Source organism: Halorubrum laminariae, from assembly GCF_024494655.1.
Taxonomy (GTDB): domain Archaea; phylum Halobacteriota; class Halobacteria; order Halobacteriales; family Haloferacaceae; genus Halorubrum; species Halorubrum laminariae.
Map to the genome: position 1 here is coordinate 334008 of NZ_JANHDL010000001.1, position 15058 is coordinate 349065.

At 66.8% G+C, this 15058-nt stretch carries 17 protein-coding genes, 2 tRNA genes and 1 pseudogene; 11 read left to right on the plus strand and 9 right to left on the minus strand.

Annotated features, from left to right (window positions below; all coding sequences use genetic code 11):
- Positions 1–28 precede the first annotated feature (28 nt).
- The gene (locus tag NO887_RS01605; RefSeq protein WP_256416761.1) at positions 29–1003 is read right to left on the minus strand and encodes a C-terminal binding protein; all 975 of its coding nucleotides are present in this window, start codon (positions 1001–1003) and stop codon (positions 29–31) included.
- Positions 1004–1110: 107 nt separating this feature from the next.
- Between NO887_RS01605 and NO887_RS01610 the strand changes: the two genes are divergently transcribed.
- Entirely contained in the window at positions 1111–1407 is a 297-nt protein-coding gene (locus NO887_RS01610) for a DUF7536 family protein (protein ID WP_417454975.1), read from the plus strand.
- A gap of 28 nt (positions 1408–1435) precedes the next feature.
- On the opposite strand, the gene NO887_RS01615 is transcribed toward NO887_RS01610, so the two are convergent.
- Complete coding sequence (locus tag NO887_RS01615; protein WP_256416762.1) at positions 1436–1717, minus strand: MarR family transcriptional regulator; 282 nt, start codon at positions 1715–1717, stop codon at positions 1436–1438.
- A 147-nt stretch (positions 1718–1864) separates the two neighbouring features.
- Here NO887_RS01615 and NO887_RS01620 point away from each other — a divergent pair, with 147 nt between their 5' ends.
- The 3 genes from NO887_RS01620 to NO887_RS01630 all read left to right on the plus strand — a co-directional run bounded on the left by NO887_RS01620 (position 1865) and on the right by NO887_RS01630 (position 4356).
- Entirely contained in the window at positions 1865–2173 is a 309-nt protein-coding gene (locus NO887_RS01620; protein ID WP_256416763.1) for an EMC6-like membrane protein, read from the plus strand.
- Position 2174: 1 nt separating this feature from the next.
- A complete protein-coding gene (locus NO887_RS01625) occupies positions 2175–3995 on the plus strand; it encodes a ribosome biogenesis/translation initiation ATPase RLI (RefSeq protein WP_256416764.1) in 1821 nt (606 codons plus the stop codon).
- 94 nt (positions 3996–4089) lie between these two features.
- On the plus strand, positions 4090–4356 hold the full coding sequence (locus NO887_RS01630) for an HAH_0734 family protein (RefSeq protein WP_256416765.1): 267 nt from the start codon (positions 4090–4092) through the stop codon (positions 4354–4356).
- Between the two features lie 15 nt (positions 4357–4371).
- On the opposite strand, the gene NO887_RS01635 is transcribed toward NO887_RS01630, so the two are convergent.
- Positions 4372–5031 (minus strand): L-threonylcarbamoyladenylate synthase, encoded by a 660-nt coding sequence (locus NO887_RS01635; RefSeq protein ID WP_256416766.1) that lies wholly within the window; start codon positions 5029–5031, stop codon positions 4372–4374.
- Positions 5032–5141: 110 nt separating this feature from the next.
- Here NO887_RS01635 and NO887_RS01640 point away from each other — a divergent pair, with 110 nt between their 5' ends.
- The 4 genes and pseudogenes from NO887_RS01640 (at position 5142) to NO887_RS01655 (ending at position 8923) form a co-directional block, all read left to right on the plus strand.
- On the plus strand, positions 5142–5711 hold the full coding sequence (locus NO887_RS01640; RefSeq protein WP_256416767.1) for a metallophosphoesterase: 570 nt from the start codon (positions 5142–5144) through the stop codon (positions 5709–5711).
- Between the two features lie 338 nt (positions 5712–6049).
- On the plus strand, positions 6050–7306 hold the full coding sequence (locus NO887_RS01645) for an RNA-guided endonuclease InsQ/TnpB family protein (RefSeq protein WP_256416768.1): 1257 nt from the start codon (positions 6050–6052) through the stop codon (positions 7304–7306).
- Positions 7307–7611: 305 nt separating this feature from the next.
- Positions 7612–7743, plus strand: a pseudogene (locus NO887_RS01650) (DUF7859 family protein); the annotation flags it as partial.
- A gap of 1 nt (position 7744) precedes the next feature.
- The gene (locus NO887_RS01655) at positions 7745–8923 is read left to right on the plus strand and encodes an inorganic phosphate transporter (protein ID WP_256416770.1); all 1179 of its coding nucleotides are present in this window, start codon (positions 7745–7747) and stop codon (positions 8921–8923) included.
- Between the two features lie 160 nt (positions 8924–9083).
- Here the strand turns inward: NO887_RS01655 and ygfZ are convergent, their stop codons facing one another.
- The 3 genes from ygfZ to NO887_RS01670 form a co-directional block, all read right to left on the minus strand.
- Complete coding sequence (gene ygfZ, locus NO887_RS01660; protein ID WP_256416771.1) at positions 9084–10235, minus strand: CAF17-like 4Fe-4S cluster assembly/insertion protein YgfZ; 1152 nt, start codon at positions 10233–10235, stop codon at positions 9084–9086.
- Between the two features lie 103 nt (positions 10236–10338).
- Positions 10339–10638, minus strand: coding sequence for a DUF6432 family protein (locus NO887_RS01665; protein ID WP_256416772.1), 300 nt, complete (start codon positions 10636–10638; stop codon positions 10339–10341).
- Between the two features lie 44 nt (positions 10639–10682).
- Positions 10683–11204 carry an archaemetzincin family Zn-dependent metalloprotease gene (locus tag NO887_RS01670; RefSeq protein ID WP_137783692.1) on the minus strand — a complete coding sequence of 174 codons (522 nt, stop codon included), beginning with the start codon at positions 11202–11204 and terminating at the stop codon, positions 10683–10685.
- A gap of 39 nt (positions 11205–11243) precedes the next feature.
- Here NO887_RS01670 and NO887_RS01675 point away from each other — a divergent pair, with 39 nt between their 5' ends.
- Positions 11244–11768, plus strand: a complete 525-nt coding sequence (locus NO887_RS01675; protein ID WP_256416773.1) for a UPF0146 family protein — start codon at positions 11244–11246, stop codon at positions 11766–11768.
- Between the two features lie 69 nt (positions 11769–11837).
- Positions 11838–12701, plus strand: coding sequence for a TIGR01548 family HAD-type hydrolase (locus NO887_RS01680; protein ID WP_256416774.1), 864 nt, complete (start codon positions 11838–11840; stop codon positions 12699–12701).
- Positions 12702–12739: 38 nt separating this feature from the next.
- Here the strand turns inward: NO887_RS01680 and NO887_RS01685 are convergent.
- Together NO887_RS01685 and NO887_RS01690 are read right to left on the minus strand one after the other, a co-directional pair.
- Positions 12740–12815, minus strand: a tRNA-Ile gene (locus NO887_RS01685).
- 116 nt (positions 12816–12931) lie between these two features.
- Positions 12932–13004: transfer RNA gene (locus NO887_RS01690), tRNA-Asn, on the minus strand.
- Between the two features lie 159 nt (positions 13005–13163).
- Between NO887_RS01690 and cca the strand changes: the two genes are divergently transcribed.
- Positions 13164–14642, plus strand: coding sequence for a CCA tRNA nucleotidyltransferase (gene cca / locus NO887_RS01695; protein WP_256416775.1), 1479 nt, complete (start codon positions 13164–13166; stop codon positions 14640–14642).
- 19 nt (positions 14643–14661) lie between these two features.
- Here the strand turns inward: cca and NO887_RS01700 are convergent, their stop codons facing one another.
- A complete protein-coding gene (locus tag NO887_RS01700) occupies positions 14662–15003 on the minus strand; it encodes a hypothetical protein (protein ID WP_256416776.1) in 342 nt (113 codons plus the stop codon).
- Positions 15004–15058: the final 55 nt, after the last annotated feature.

Sequence of the window (15058 nt, forward strand, 5' to 3'; positions counted from 1 at the left end):
GGCGTTGGCGACGCGACGCCCGCGGCCGTCAGAGCCAGTCGGCGTCCGGGTCGACGCGACCCGAGGGAGTCTCGCCGACGAGCGCCGCGGCGACGTCGGCGGCCACGCTCCAGTTCAGGTCATCACGGGCTTCCTCGCTGTACCACGCCGCGTGCGGCGTGATCACCGTGTCGTCTCGGCCGACGAGCGGGTCGTCTTCCGGGGGTTCGGCGGCCAGCACGTCGAGCCCGGCGGCCGTGATCGCGTCGGCCTCTAGCGCGTCGAGGAGGGCGTCGGCGTCGACCACCGGGCCGCGTCCGACGTTGACGAGCACCGAGTGCGAGTCGAGCTTTGCGAGCGCGTCGGCGTCGACGATCCCCCGCGTCGCGTCCGTCAGCGGCGCGTACACCGCGACGTGGTCGGCGCGCTCGAACAGCGCGTCGAACCCGACCGCCTCGACGCCGCGCTCGGCCATCGTCTCGTCCGCGACGAAGGGATCGTGGGCGATCAGGTCGGCGTCGAAGCCCGCGAATCGATCGGCCGCCCGGCGCGCGATGGGGCCGAACGACAACAGGCCGACCGTCGAGTCACCGACGCGGTGGACGGGTCGACCGACCTCCCAGCTCCAGCCGCCGTCGGCCACGTCGTCGTCGTACCGCTTCAGCGACCGGAGACAAGCCAGAAACAGCGACACCGAGTGGGTCGCCACCTCGTCGGTGCAGTAGTCAGGGACGCGGGTGACCGTCACGTCGCGTGCGTCCGCGGCCGCGACGTCGACGTTGTCGACGCCCACCGCGGCCCGCGCGACGACGGTGAGGTCGAGTCGGTCGAGCGCCTCGGCGGTGACCGGCGTGTCGATGTCGGTCACGACGGCGTCGGCGTCGCTCGCGGCCTCGATCAGTCGCTCCGTCGATCCGAGTTCGGCGACCTCGACCGTAACCGGGTCGTCGACGAGTTCGGCGAACGCCTCGCGGTACGTCTCCGGATCGATCATCGAGAACGCCGACAACACGACGCGGTACATGGAACTCGCTTCGTTTTCCACTCACTTGACGGCTGTCACTCGATGTCTCAGCGGTTCGAACGTCCCTTTTCGATGCGCCTATGCGCGCTCGCTCGCTACGACGAACCGTGAGCGACGACACGTCCAAGCCGCCGATGCTCGTCCTCCTCGAATCGCTGGCGTTCTACCGGAACGTCCGCGTTGGCCTCGTCGCCGGCGCGGTCCTCGCGGTGACGCTGTATCTCGTGCGAGCGCTGGAACTCCTCGGGCCGGTCATCGACACCCGCGAGTACCCGCTGTTCGGCCCCGAGGTCTGGTACGCCCTGTTAGCGTTCGTGCTCGCCGCGACGTTCGCGCTGCTCGTCGCCATCGCGCTGACGATCGCGGAGGCGGCACGCGGCGCTCGCGCGGTGTCAAACGAGTAACCCGGTCAGTCGGAGGGTCTCGACGCCGTCAGTCGGCGGTGCAGGACGCGTCGCACTCGTCGCCCGTGAACTCTTGTGCGGGCTCCGTGAGTTTGTAGAGGTTCTGTCTGGCGTCGGCAAAGTAGACATCTTCGTCGACGACGCCGATCTCCTCTAACCGTTCGAGGGCGTAGCGGACGGTTCGCGCCGAGAGCATCGACTCTTGGACGATCCCCTTCTGTGTCAGCGGGCCGTTGTATTCGAGCACCTTGAAGACGAGTTTGGCGCTCGGCGGGAGGTCGTCGAGCCCCTCCGTCTGGGTTCCTTCCATCGTGGTGAACTGACACCGTACACCGTGATAAATGTTGATGGCACGTCCGGTCGCTCGCGCGTCATCGCGCCGTCTCCCGTCGGGGAGGCAGTCACGGCCGCCGGGCGGAACGAACGGCTTTTCACGGGTGCTCGCGGATCCGGTGGTATGAGCGACGACTCGGAGATAACGGGCCACGCCCGGGGCGTGGTCGTCACGACGATCTGCGCGCTCGCGGGGATCGCCGCCGGCGTCGTCTCGGCGGCCTACGTCGGGACGGATCCGGTCGACGCCGGAAGCACCACGCTACTCGTGGTGCTCGCCGCGTTCGTGCTCGTCCAGTACCCGATATACAAGATCATCGGCGTGAGCGACTTCGGCGCGAAGGACAACCTCTACGTGGCGTTTCTGACGTTCACGCTGTGGTTCATCAGCTACTCGGTCCTTGCCGTCTCCGGCGTCGATCTGGTGGCCTGAGATGGCGGACGATAGCATCGCCGTCGTCGACCTCGATCGGTGCCAGCCCGATCGGTGCAACTACGAGTGTGCGAACTACTGCCCGCCGAACCGGACGGGAAAGGAGTGCATCACCGAGCGCGGCGAGGACGCGGCCGAGGGTGACCCGGATCAGATCCACATCTCTGAGGAGATCTGCCTCGGCGAGACCTGCGGTATCTGCGTCGAGAAGTGCCCGTTCGACGCGATCGAGATCATCAACCTCCCCTCCGAACTCGACGAGGATCCGGTTCATCGCTACGGCGATAACGCCTTCTCGCTGTACGGACTGCCGACCCCCGAACCCGGTTCAGTCACCGGGATTTTGGGACCAAACGGGATCGGGAAGTCGACCGCGGTCCACGCGCTCGCCGGCGAGACGGTCCCGAACCTCGGCGACCACGAGTCTGAGGGAGAGTGGGACCGGGTGCTCGACCGGTTCCGCGGCACCGGCCTCCAGAACTACCTCGAATCACTGAAGGCGGGAGACATCACGGTCGCGCGCAAGCCCCAGTACGTCGACCAGATACCGAACCAGTTCGACGGCAACACCCGCGAGCTGTTGGAGCGCACCGACGAGCGCGGCGCGCTCGACTCTCTCGTCGAGCGGCTGAACATCCGGCCGGTGATGGACCAGGACATCGACTCGATCTCCGGCGGCGAGCTCCAGCGCGTCGCGATCGCGGCGTGTCTCGCGCGCGATGCCGACTTCTACTTCCTCGACGAGATCACGCCGTACCTCGACATCGGCCAGCGGATGGTCGTCGCCCGTCTCATCCGCGAACTCGCGGACGACGACACTGCGGAACGGTCGATGCTCGTCGTCGAACACGATCTGGCCATCCTAGACCTGCTCGCTGACACCCTCCACGTCGCATACGGGGAACCGGGCGCGTACGGAGTCATCACCGACCCCAAATCGGTCCGGAACGGCATCAACGAGTACCTGAAAGGATACCTCGACAACGAGAACATGCGCATCCGCCCCTCCGCGATCACCTTCGAGGAGCACGCGCCGCGCGTCGCGTCACGCAGCGAGACGCTGATCGAGTACCCGGATCTTACGAAGTCGTACGGCGACGGCGAGTTCGAACTCCACGTCGAGGGCGGGACGATCAATCAGTCCGAAGTGCTCGGGGTCGTCGGTCCGAACGGGATCGGGAAGTCGACGCTCGCAAAGCTGTTTACCGGTGATCTGGAACCTGACACGGGCGAAATCGACTTCGCGCTCGACATCTCGTACAAGCCGCAGTACATCGACATCGACCAGCCGATGCGCGTCGATGCGTTCCTCTCGTCTATCACCGACCAGTTCGGCTCCTCCTACTGGAACACGGAGATCGCCCAGCCGCTCCAGCTCGACCGCGTGATGGAACAGAACCTCTCGGATCTCTCCGGCGGCGAGCGCCAGCGCGTCGCGATCGCCGCGTGTCTCTCCGACGACGCCGACCTCTATGTGCTTGACGAGCCTTCCGCGCACCTCGACGTCGAACAGCGCGTGCGGGCGACGACCGCGATCCGGCGATACGCCGAGAACCACGACGCGACCGTGATGGTGGTCGATCATGACATCTACGTCATCGACCTCCTTGCCGACCGGCTGATGGTGTTCGACGGCGAGCCGGCCGAGCGCGGCCACGCCTCCCCGCCACAGGAGATGCGCGACGGGATGAACGAGTTCCTCGCGGACTTAGACATCACGTTCCGGCGCGACGAGCGAACGGGTCGCCCCCGGATCAACAAGCCGGGGTCGCAGCTCGACAGCCAGCAGAAGCGCGAGGGAGAGTACTACTACTCCGGGTGACTCAACCTGAACCGTCCCGTCCGCTTCGGACCGGTCGAGTCCACCGATCCGCCGTATCGAAGCGATTAAGCCCGGAACCTGCAAACGTCAGAGTATGCAACACCTCATCATTCGCGGCGACCCCGGAATCCGGCGGGATGCGGTGATCGAGTACGAGGGCGAGGAGCTGGTCTGTTTCGGAATCAACGTGCAGGGCGGCTGGCACGGCCCCGACGAGCCCCAGCTCTGGTGTACCGTCGGCACCGAAGACGAGCGTGAGGCCTACGACAAACGCGAGTACGTTCCGCACTGGCTCGACGTCGACTCGGTCGACGCGGCAGACGTCGAGGTGCTCTCCGAAAAGGGCGAGTTGGCCGTCTGAAGCGCGATACATTCCTTACCGATCCACCGGCGGATCGTCGAGCCACGCCTCGATAGCGCCGGCCATCGCGCCGCGCCGATGGATCGTCCCCGCGTCCGGGTCGACGACGGTGCTCTCGGAGCCCGGAGTCTCGCCGTCGTCGACGACCGCGGCGACGCCCTCTCGAATCCGGTCGCCGAGGTCAACGGGGTCGGTGACGCTACCGGTCCCGGAGACGTTCGCGCTCGTGGCGGTGAGGGGACCGGCCGCGTCGAGGAGCTCGCGGGCGACCGGATGGTCCGGCACTCGGAGCCCGACGCGGTCGCGTCCGGCAGTGAGCGCGTCCGGAACCGCGTCGTCCCGCTCGACGACAACGGTCACCGGTCCCGGAAGGAACGCGCGGGCGAAGGCGACGGCGAACTCCGTCGGCCGGGTGCATCGCAGCGCGGCGTCGACGCTCGCGACGCCGAGCGAAAGAGGTTTCTCGCGGGCGCGCCCCTTCAGTTCGAAGACCCGCTCGACCGCGTCGGGATCGAGCGCGTCGCCGCCGAGTCCGTACACGGTCTCCGTCGGGTAGACGACGAGATCGCCGTCGGCCGCCGCCGCGGCCGCGCGTCGAACGTCGGCGTCGGGGGTGCTGTCGCCGAGAGCGGCGGGCCCGTCGTGATCGGGGCCACCGTCGTTGTCGTCTGTCACGGGAATCATTAGGCGGCCGACCTGAAAAAGCGTGACGAGAGCGACCGACGGCTCGCGCCGCCGCCCGCGAGGAGACGGCGTTTTATATCTGGTGCGTGCCGACGGCCGGTATGCTCGTCGTCGTCTCCGACACGCACTCGCGCGAAGAGTCGAAGCTCAGCGGCCGGACACTCGAAGCGGTCTGCGGGGCGAACGTGGTGATCCACGCGGGTGACTTCTATCGGGAACCGGTCCTCGACGCGTTCGAATCGACCGCACGGACGCTGCGCGCTGTCTACGGCAACAACGCTGACGCCGCGATCCGCCAACGACTCCCCGAGGTCTGTACGGTCGAGTACGCGGGGGTCCGCTTCGTGGTCACGCACCGGCACCGAAGCGGCGACACCGGGCTCGTCATGCTCGGTCGCGGCCGCGACGCCGACGCCGTGATCTGCGGCCACAGCCACCGCCCGCGATTCGACGACTCCGGCGGACTGCCGATCCTGAATCCGGGGAGTCACGCGCAGCCGCGTGGAAACCGCCCAGCACACGCGGAACTGGAGCCGATTGGGGACGAAGCCGCGTCGGACGAGGACAAATCGGACTGGGACGCCGACGTGTCGACCGAAAGCGGCGACGCCACGCTCTCCGGACGGCTCGTCACCCCCGACGGCGAGGTTTTTGAGAGATTCACGCTCTGACAAAATACCCTCCTTCCGGCGGCCCGTCCTGTCAGGCCGCTGGTTCGGTTCACGACTGTCCGGACCGGGGACCGCTCTCGCGACGGTTCAGGGCGAACGCGGCGAACAGGACCATCTGGGAAAACAGACGGCTCGCGCTCCCCGGACAGCCCGAGATGCCGGCTCCGGCGGGAAGTCGTCTGGCCTTCCAGCATTATCAAGGTGGAGCCTCCGGCCTCAAGGAGCGAACGGAGTGAGCGAGTAGGCCGGAGAGGAAACCGACATGGTGCGTCACAACTGGCATACTGCAACCGCCTGACCCCCAAATATTTAAGAAGCGTTAGCAGTACATCTGAAATATGGAGGTCCGACGTACCGCCCCTGTCAAACTCATCGTTCCCAGCGAGCGACGCGACGGCCTCCACGAATCCGCCCGACAGTTCCTTCATTGTGCCAATCGTGCCGCTGAGTTCTGTTGGTCCGACCGCTCCTACACCGAGTGCGTCACGGCCAACACAACCGCACGGGACGCGCTCTACGATGAACTCCGTGAGGAAACTGACCTCACCGCAAACCTCGTTCAGGAAGCCATCCGACGTGGCGTTGAAGCCGTCAAAGGATGTGTCGAACGGTGGAAAAACGGGAAGCGAGTGAGCCAACCGGAGTTCACGTCGTGGAGCATGCTCTATGACAAGCGGAGCGCGACGTTCTACCGGAACAAAGTCTCGCTCTCGACTGTCAACGGGCGTGTCGAGTGCGAGTTTGAACTTCCCTCGGATAGCCCTACGCCGTACGAACGGTACGTGTTGTCCGAAGCGTTCGAGTTCCGAGCGAGCACGCTTCAGTACGACGCAGTAGACGACGAGTTCTACTTCCATATCACCACCCGGAAGTACGACTCTGAAGGAGACGGCGAGCCGTCTGAGGGTTCGGCAGATACCGAGCACCAAACAGTCCTCGGTATCGACCTCGGCGTCAATAGTCTCGCTGTCGCCTCCACTGGACGCTTCTGGCAGGGAGACGACTACGACCACTGGTGCCGTGAGTTCGAGACGCGACGGGGCGAGATGCAACAGCGCGGCACGCAAGCTGCGCATAACGCCGTGCTTCGACTCGGAAAGCGAGAGGAAGCATGGCGGAAACAGTACATGCACACCGTCGCTAACGAGATCGTTACGGAGGCCGTCGAACACGATTGTGACGTAATCGTGTTCGAGGAGTTGACCGACATTCGAGAGCGGCTACCACACGCAAAGTGGCACCACATCTGGGCGTTCCGACGCCTGTACGAGTACGTCTCCTACAAGGCCCCGGAACGCGGTGTCTCCGTAGAGCAGGTCAAGCCGAACCACACGTCTCAACGTTGTTCTCGGAGTGATTGCGGATTCACGCATGACGATAACCGGCAGGGAGAACAGTTCTGTTGCCAGAAGTGTGGGTACGAAGTGAACGCGGATTACAACGCGGCGAAGAACGTTGGGACGCGGTACGCTCGAAAGCGGATACACAGACTCCGTTCCTCGCCCACGTCGGGGAGCGGAGACGCACCAGTAGACGTGCGTTTGAATGGTGGGACGGTGAACGGCGAGGGTTACCAGCCTATTGCTGGCGACTGATTGCCGGGAGTCCACATCAAAGCCCCTCCCTCAAGGACCGAGGCGCGTAGTCGTTCGAGACGGCGAAGCCGTCTCGTGATGACGAGAGAGCTTCGCTCTCTCGGACCACGCCGAGGGAGTAGGGTGGGGTAGTTTACTGGGGGAGGGCCGAAGCGGGGGTCGCATCTCCGAGTTGGACCGACGGAAGCTTATACGTGGTCGTGGCACAAACGGCTGTTTTAGCTTTGTCACGCCTCAACACGAGGTCAGCCTCGAACCGCCGTCGCGTCGCCCGAAACGCATAACCCCGTGCCGACGGATTCGAGGATATGCTACCGGTCGAGCCGCTGTTTGTCATCATCCTCGTCGGGCTGTTGGGACTGTTCTTCTTCGGGTTCCTTCTCGTCCGACGCACCGTGACTGGACTCCGAGAGGGGTACGAGGACGGCCAGAACTGAGATGGTCGTCGCCACTGTCGCCACGCTCGGTGTCGCCGCGGCTGCCAGCCTCTTCATGGCGTGGTCGATCGGTGCGGGCTCGTCTGGGTCGACGCCGTTCGCTCCGGCGGTGGGCGCGAACGCGATCTCGGTGATGCGCGCAGGGCTCGTCGTCGGCGTCCTCGGTCTCCTCGGCGCGGTGCTCCAAGGGGCGAACGTGACCGAGGCGGTCGGCACCGAGCTGATCGGCGGCGTCACGCTCACCGCCGGCGCGGCCATCGTCGCGCTGGTCACCGCCGCGGTGCTCGTCGCGATCGGCGTGTTCGCGGGGTACCCGATCGCGACCGCGTTCACCGTGACGGGCGCGGTCGTCGGCGTCGGCCTCGCCATGGGCGGCGATCCGGCGTGGCCGAAGTACGCGGAGATCCTCACGCTGTGGGTTCTCACGCCGTTCGCCGGCGGCGGCGTCGCGTACGGAGTCGCCCGCGTCCTGACCGGCGACACGCTGCCGGAGCGTCCGCTCACCGCCGGGCTCGCAGGGGTCGTCGGCGCGCTCGTCGCCAACGTTGGCTTCGCGGTCCTCGGTTCCGAGGGAGAGCAGGCGTCGATCGCGTCGGCGCTCGGATCGGGACTCGGGGTCGGATCGGGGATCGGGAGCGTCGCCGTCACGCTCGCCGTGGCCGCGCTCGTCGCGGTCGCGGTGTACGCGGACCTCGGACGCGACCGCGCGGGCGCACAGCGCCGCTTCCTGCTCGCGATGGGCGGGCTGGTTGCCTTCTCCGCCGGCGGGTCACAGGTCGGGCTCGCGATCGGTCCACTGGTGCCGATCTTCAGCGACGTGGGGGTGCCGCTGTGGGCGCTCCTCGTCGGCGGCGGCGGCGGGCTGCTCGTCGGGTCGTGGACCGGCGCGCCGCGGATGATCAAGGCGATAGCACAGGACTACGCCTCGATGGGACCGCGCCGGTCGATCTCCGCGCTCATCCCCTCCTTCGCGATCGCGCAGACCGCCGTCGCATTCGGAATCCCCGTCTCGTTCAACGAGATAATCGTCTCGGCGATCGTCGGTGCGGGCTACGCGGCAGGCGACGCCGGCGTGAGCCGGGCCAAAATGGGCTACACCGTGTTCGCGTGGATCGCGTCGCTCGTCGGATCGCTCGCGTTGGGGTTCGGCGTGTACTCCGCGGTGCAGTTCGTCGTGTGAAAACGCTCTCTGCCCTACATCGCTCTGCACAGCTCCGACACACCTCACGCCTCCCCAGCCTCGCGGACCGGCGCTCACGCACCGGTCCGGCTCCCTCGCGGACTGGCTCGCGGTCGCCGACCGGCGACCGCTCGCAGGCGCGCCGCCGCATCAGAAGCCGCTAGTCGCTCGGGTACGCCGGGAGCCGCGCGGAGCGCGCGCTCCCGTCGACGAACGGAAGGTCGGTCCGCGTCGCCGCGACCTCGTCGCCGTCGACGCGCACAGTGGCCCGGTCGAGATCGGCGTCGAACCCGACGAGCGCGAGGGCGATGGGGTCGCCGGAGGCGGGGCCGACCGCCGCGCGGGTCACCTCGCCGACCGCCTCGTCGCCGGCAAAGACGGCCGCGCCGGGCGTCGGTAGGACCGCGTCGTATCCCTCGGGATCGGCGTCGCCGTCGACCTCGGCGACCGCGTCGACGAGGCTGTCGAGCGCGAGCCCGACGAGCCGACGACTCGGTCGGCCTTGGTTCTCGACGCGGGAGACGACCTCCTGACCGACGTAACACCCCTTCTCGAAGTCGAGGGCATTCCGCAGGCCGAGCACGTTTGGCACCGTCCCCGCGAGTTCGTACTCGAAGAGCGGGGTTCCCGCCTCCGCGGAGAGCGCGTCCCACGTCCGGTACCCGAACGGGGCGGCGTTGAGGCCACGGGTGAGAAGCGTGTCGAACACCTCTTCGGCGTCGTCGGCCGCGCAGATCACTTCGTACCCCTCCTCGCCGAGCGGCGAGTCCGTCGCGATCACGGTGACGCCGGCGTCGACCATCGAACCGCGGACGAACGAGATCGGCTTCTCTGGCGCGCCCGGTCCGCCGAGCACCGACGCGATCTTCTCGGTCGATTTGGGTCCGTGGACACCGAACACGCCGAACTCGTCGGAGACGTCGTCAATCTCAACGTCTTGGATGAACACCTTTTCCGACCAGTCCTCGGCGATCGAGTCCGTCCGCTCCGGCGGGAGGAAGACGAGCAGCCGCTCGCCCGCGTTGTACACGTACATGTCCGTCTCGATGCCGCCCTGCGGATCGAGGAGGAGCGCGTACACTCCCTGCCCGTCTTCAGCTGGGACGCGGTTCGAGACCGCGTTGTCGACGAATTCGACACGGTCCGCCCCCGCGACGGCGAGCACGCCGTACCCCATCTCGATCGCGCCGACGACCTTGCGGACCGCTCCGCCGACGCGCTCGGGCTTCCCGTAGTGGTCGACCACCTGCCGGCCGCCGCGGTCGCGGTACGTCGCGCCGTGGGCATCGTGAGTGCCGGAGACGAGCGTCATATCATCTCGGAGTCGTGCGAGCGCCAAAAGGCCGCCGTCTCGGGAGGGACGGCGGTCACGGAGCCGGACGAGAAGCGACGAGAAACCGATCGAACGACAGCGACTACAAGCCGAGTCGATCGCGAAGTTGGTCGACGAAGGACGCGTCGTCGTCTGCGACGGGTGCGTCGGGGTCGGGGACCACGCGGTCGTGTGGATACACCCGCACTCGCTCCGCGCTCTCAACCGTGATGAGCGAATCGGCTTTCAGCGACGAGAGCGCCTCCTCGACGGCGTCGATGTCGGCGTCGACGGCTGCACGGAGTTCCAACACCGTCATCCCCTCGTCGCCGCGGTCGACGAGGGCGTCGAGCAGCGCAACCTCGACATCCGGCCGGTCGCGGTATTCCGGCTTTGCGGCCATGGGTATCGATTGGGTAGGATGGGGTTTACGTCTACCGGCGACTCCTATCGGACGAGCCGGGAACAGGTCCCACAGAGGTTCTCTTCTTTCACGTCGACCTCGCGGACCGTGGGCGAAAACGACATCACGCACTTGCTGTTGTCGCAGTGCTCCAGTCCGAGGGTGTGGCCGATCTCGTGGACGACTTCCTTGCGGACGCGGTCTGCGAACACGTCGATCGCGGGCTTCGTCGAGACGCCGCCGTCGGATGAGGTTCGCAGCCTGTGGGTGGATATCACGGAGCCGCTGCCGTTGAGGTACGCAAGCCCGAACACGTAGTTCCGCCGGCGGTAGTACAGGTCCTGAGAAGTGATGCCGATGTTCTTCTCGCCGCCGCCGACGCGACCGACCGTTTCGATAAGATCCTCGGCACGGTACTGGTCGCGTCCCGCGTCGTAGGCGGTCTCGGGGATCGGCTGGTCGTCGTGGACCGTGACGTCACAGTCGTACACCAATCGGAGCGCAGCGGAGGCCTCCCGTTTCACGCGCGGGGTGACCTCCCCGACCGGAACGATGTCCACGAGCATGGAACCGCTTTTGACCGCCGCGGTCATAAAGCCCGCGCCGTGGTGTCATCTCCCCGTTGCGCGCTCGTCGAGTCGCTCTCCCGCTACGAACGCCTGATCGAGGTTGGTATCGGCGATCGACCGGAGGTCGCGCTCGCGCTCGCCGACCGCGACCGCGACGTGTTCGCCATCGACGTCGACGTCGGAGACCGCGTGCGCGAAGCCGAAGACGGGATACGAGGCCGAAACGGGTCGCGCGACGGATCTCTTCGCGCCGTGCGGGCCGACGTGCTCGCGCTCGCAGACGAACGAGCTCAGTTGACTCCCTCGGGGGCGCTCCCGCGCTCCGTCGATGCGGTGTACGCCTGCAACCTCCCCGCCGAACTCCAGCGGCCGACCGTGAGACTCGCCGCGCGACTCGACGCAGCCTGTCTGTTCACGACGCTCGGATTCGAGGAGCCGACGGTCGCGGTCCGTCGCCGTTCACTCGACGGCACCACGCTGTACGTCGCGCGTGAGGGGACAGAAACCGGCGACAGCGGTGCCGACAGCGAAGCGGGCGACGGAGGGGCCGGGAGCGGGTGATCCGCCGACCGCGCCCGCACCGACCGCGAACCCGGAACGTTCTTTCCCGCAGCCGTCGGCTACGGGAGTATGCAGGTCGACGCAGTGGTGCTCGACATCGACGGGGTGTTGGTCGACGTGGCGGACTCGTATCGCCGAGCGATCATCGAGTCCGTCGACCGGGTGTACGGGGCGACGATCGACCGCGACGCGGTCCAGTCGTTTAAGAATGCGGGCGGGTTTAACAACGACTGGGAGCTGACGGACGCGGCCGCACTGTACGTGCTGGCCCGCCGTGAGGGGCTGGAGATGGATGTCGAGTCGTTCACCGACCTCGTGGCCGACGGCGGCGGCGGACTCAACGCGGCGAAAGCCGTCGTGAACGATCTCCCGGGCGTCGCGAAGGCCCGCGTCCGCGACCAGTGGGACACAGAGCAGCTCCGCGAGACGTTTCAGGCGCTGTACCTCGGCGAGGACTTATACCGCAAACTGGAGGGCGGCGAGCCCCCGCTTTCCGCACCGGGGTATATCCACGACGAGCCGACGCTCGTCGCTCCCGAGACGATAGACGATCTGACGGAGCGGTTCGACGTGGGCGTGGTGACCGGGCGACCCGCCGCCGAGGCCGATATCGCCCTGTCGCGCGTCGGGCTCGACGTGTCCGGGGAACACCGGTTCACGATGGACGACTGGGAGGAAGGGAAGCCGCACCCGCGGGCGCTCGTCGCGCTCGCGGAGCGGTTCGACGCCGACCGCGTCGCCTTCGCCGGCGACACCCTCGACGACATACGGACCGCGCGCAACGCCGACGCCGACGACGAGACCTGCGTGTACTACGGGATCGGCGTTCTCACCGGCGGGCTGACGGGCGAGGCGGGACGACGGACGTTCGCCGAGAACGGAGCCGACGCGGTCGTCGACGACGTGAACGAACTGGTGAATCTGTTGGAGTAGAGGGAGAGGCTGAAGTCAGAATTGAGCGCCGCAGGAGATGGGCCCTGCCGGATTCGAACCGGCGATCATTCCGTTATGAGCGGAACGCTTTGAGCCAGACTAAGCTAAAGGCCCGTATACCGAGGTAAACGAGACCGACCCTTTAGCGTACCGAATCGGAACAATCGACGGCGAGATATCCCACGCTCGATGCGAATTGCAGCTGCTCGAAAAACAGAATACGGAGGAAGCGCCGAAGCCAGGACTCGAACCTGGGACCGCCTCGTTAACAGCGAGGCGCTCTACCAACTGAGCTACTTCGGCTCATTCTCGGGTACTCGCGTCGTTTTGATAGGGCTTTCGTTTCCGCCCGACTCGGGAGCAGTGGGTTGGCACACCGCCCGACACCGCGGCGGTCCAGCGACACGTGACTCCTCGCGGCGTGACCGACACGTTTTCGGCCGGACCGCGAGATGTCGATCCATGAGCGACACCGAGGCGACCGACCTCGACGCGGTGCTGGCGCGCGTCCGAGAGCGGGCAATCCCGCAGCCGGAAGAGCGGGAGCGGCTCCGAGCGGTCGCCGCCGACCTCACCGCGCGGGCCCGCGAGGCGATTGCTGACCTCCCGGTCGCCGCCGACGTGGTGCAGGTGGGGTCGACCGCCCGTGGGACGTGGGTCTCCGGCGACCGCGACATCGACCTGTTCGTCCGGTTCGACGCCGACCTCGACCGCGAGCAGTTGGAGGAGTACGGGCTCGCCGTCGGCCACGCGGTGCTCCCAGACGGACACGAGGAGTACGCGGAACACCCCTACGTGAAGGGGTCGCACGAGGGGTTCGACGTGGACTTGGTTCCCTGTCACGATGTGGAACACGCCGGCGACCTGGTCTCGGCCGTCGATCGAACGCCGTTTCACGACGCCTACCTCTCCGCCCGACTGGACGAAGATCTCGCCGACGACGTGGTGCTCGCGAAGGCGTTTCTGAAGGGTATCGGCGCGTACGGCAGCGACCTCCGCACGGAGGGGTTCTCCGGGTACCTCACCGAGCTTCTCGTGCTGGAACTCGGTGGGTTCGTCCCGCTCGTCGAGTCCGCTCGAAGCTGGCACCCGCCGATGGAGTTCGACCCGGAGAGCCACGCGGAGCAGACGTTCGACGACCCTCTCGTCGTCGTTGATCCGACCGACCCGACGCGAAACGTGGCAGCGGTCCTCTCCGCGGCGAACCTCGCTCGACTCCAGCACTACGCCCGCGAGTTGCTCGCGGCACCGCGTGTAGAACTGTTCGAGACGGAGCCTCCAGAGCCGCTCGACGCCGCGGGCGTCCGCGACCACGTGTCTCGACGGGAGACGACACCGATTGCGATCACGTTCGACGCCCCCGACCTCGTCGACGACCAGCTGTGGCCGCAGCTCCGTCGGTCCCTCGACGGGATCGTGCGCGGACTCGACGCGCACGGCTTCGACGTGCTTCGGGCGCAGGCGATGGTAAGCGCCGACCGCGATACGGACGCTCACGAGAACGACATCCGAGAAATCGAGACGCACGACGGCCCCACACGCGAGACTGCGCAGAACGGGAACGGCCCGGATCGCAAGAGTCGACGGGCGGCGCTGTACGCCGAACTTGAGGTAGCAGAACGACCTGCAGTCGAGCGACACGAGGGGCCGCCCGTCGCCGTTAGAAACCACGCGGAGAGCTTTTATCAGTCATACGCCGATGACGTCGATCCGGACACATACGGCCCGTTCATCGACGGGAACCGGTACGTCGTCGAGCGCGAGCGCGCGTTCACGACGGTTCGCGACTACCTCGAAAGCGACGATGCCACCGACGTCGCGCTCGGTGCGCAGGTGGACCGCGCCTTCGCCGAACGCGACGTGTTGGTCGGCGACGCCGTCGCGACGCTCGCCGACGAGTTCGGCGGCTCGCTCCGAGAGTTCTACGAGCCGCATCCGTGACGACGAGTCGAGACGACGCCTACTCGGAGAGCCGATCGGAGACGATGTAGACGCCAGCGACGATCGCGACGAGAACGGCACCGACGACAGACGCGAGCGCCGCGATGCGCGGGAACGCCAGCCAGAACGCGACGTAAAACGAGAACGCGAACGCGAGCAGTCCGACGATGGCGACACCGCGAGCCGGATTTTGGACGGCCGCGACGAAAATGCGCTGTGGGAGCGAGAGGTCGCCGAACGCAACGGCCTCGGGGTGGTCGGCACCCACCTCGTTTGCCGTATCGTCCACCGCGCCCTCATCGACCGCCGCGGCGTCGCCGTCGGCGTCGATCCGCCGGCCGGAGTCAGCGTCGTCGGTCACGGCGGCGAGTACGAGACGGAGCGGCCTGTACCTGTCGTTTGTCTGCGTCGGTCGC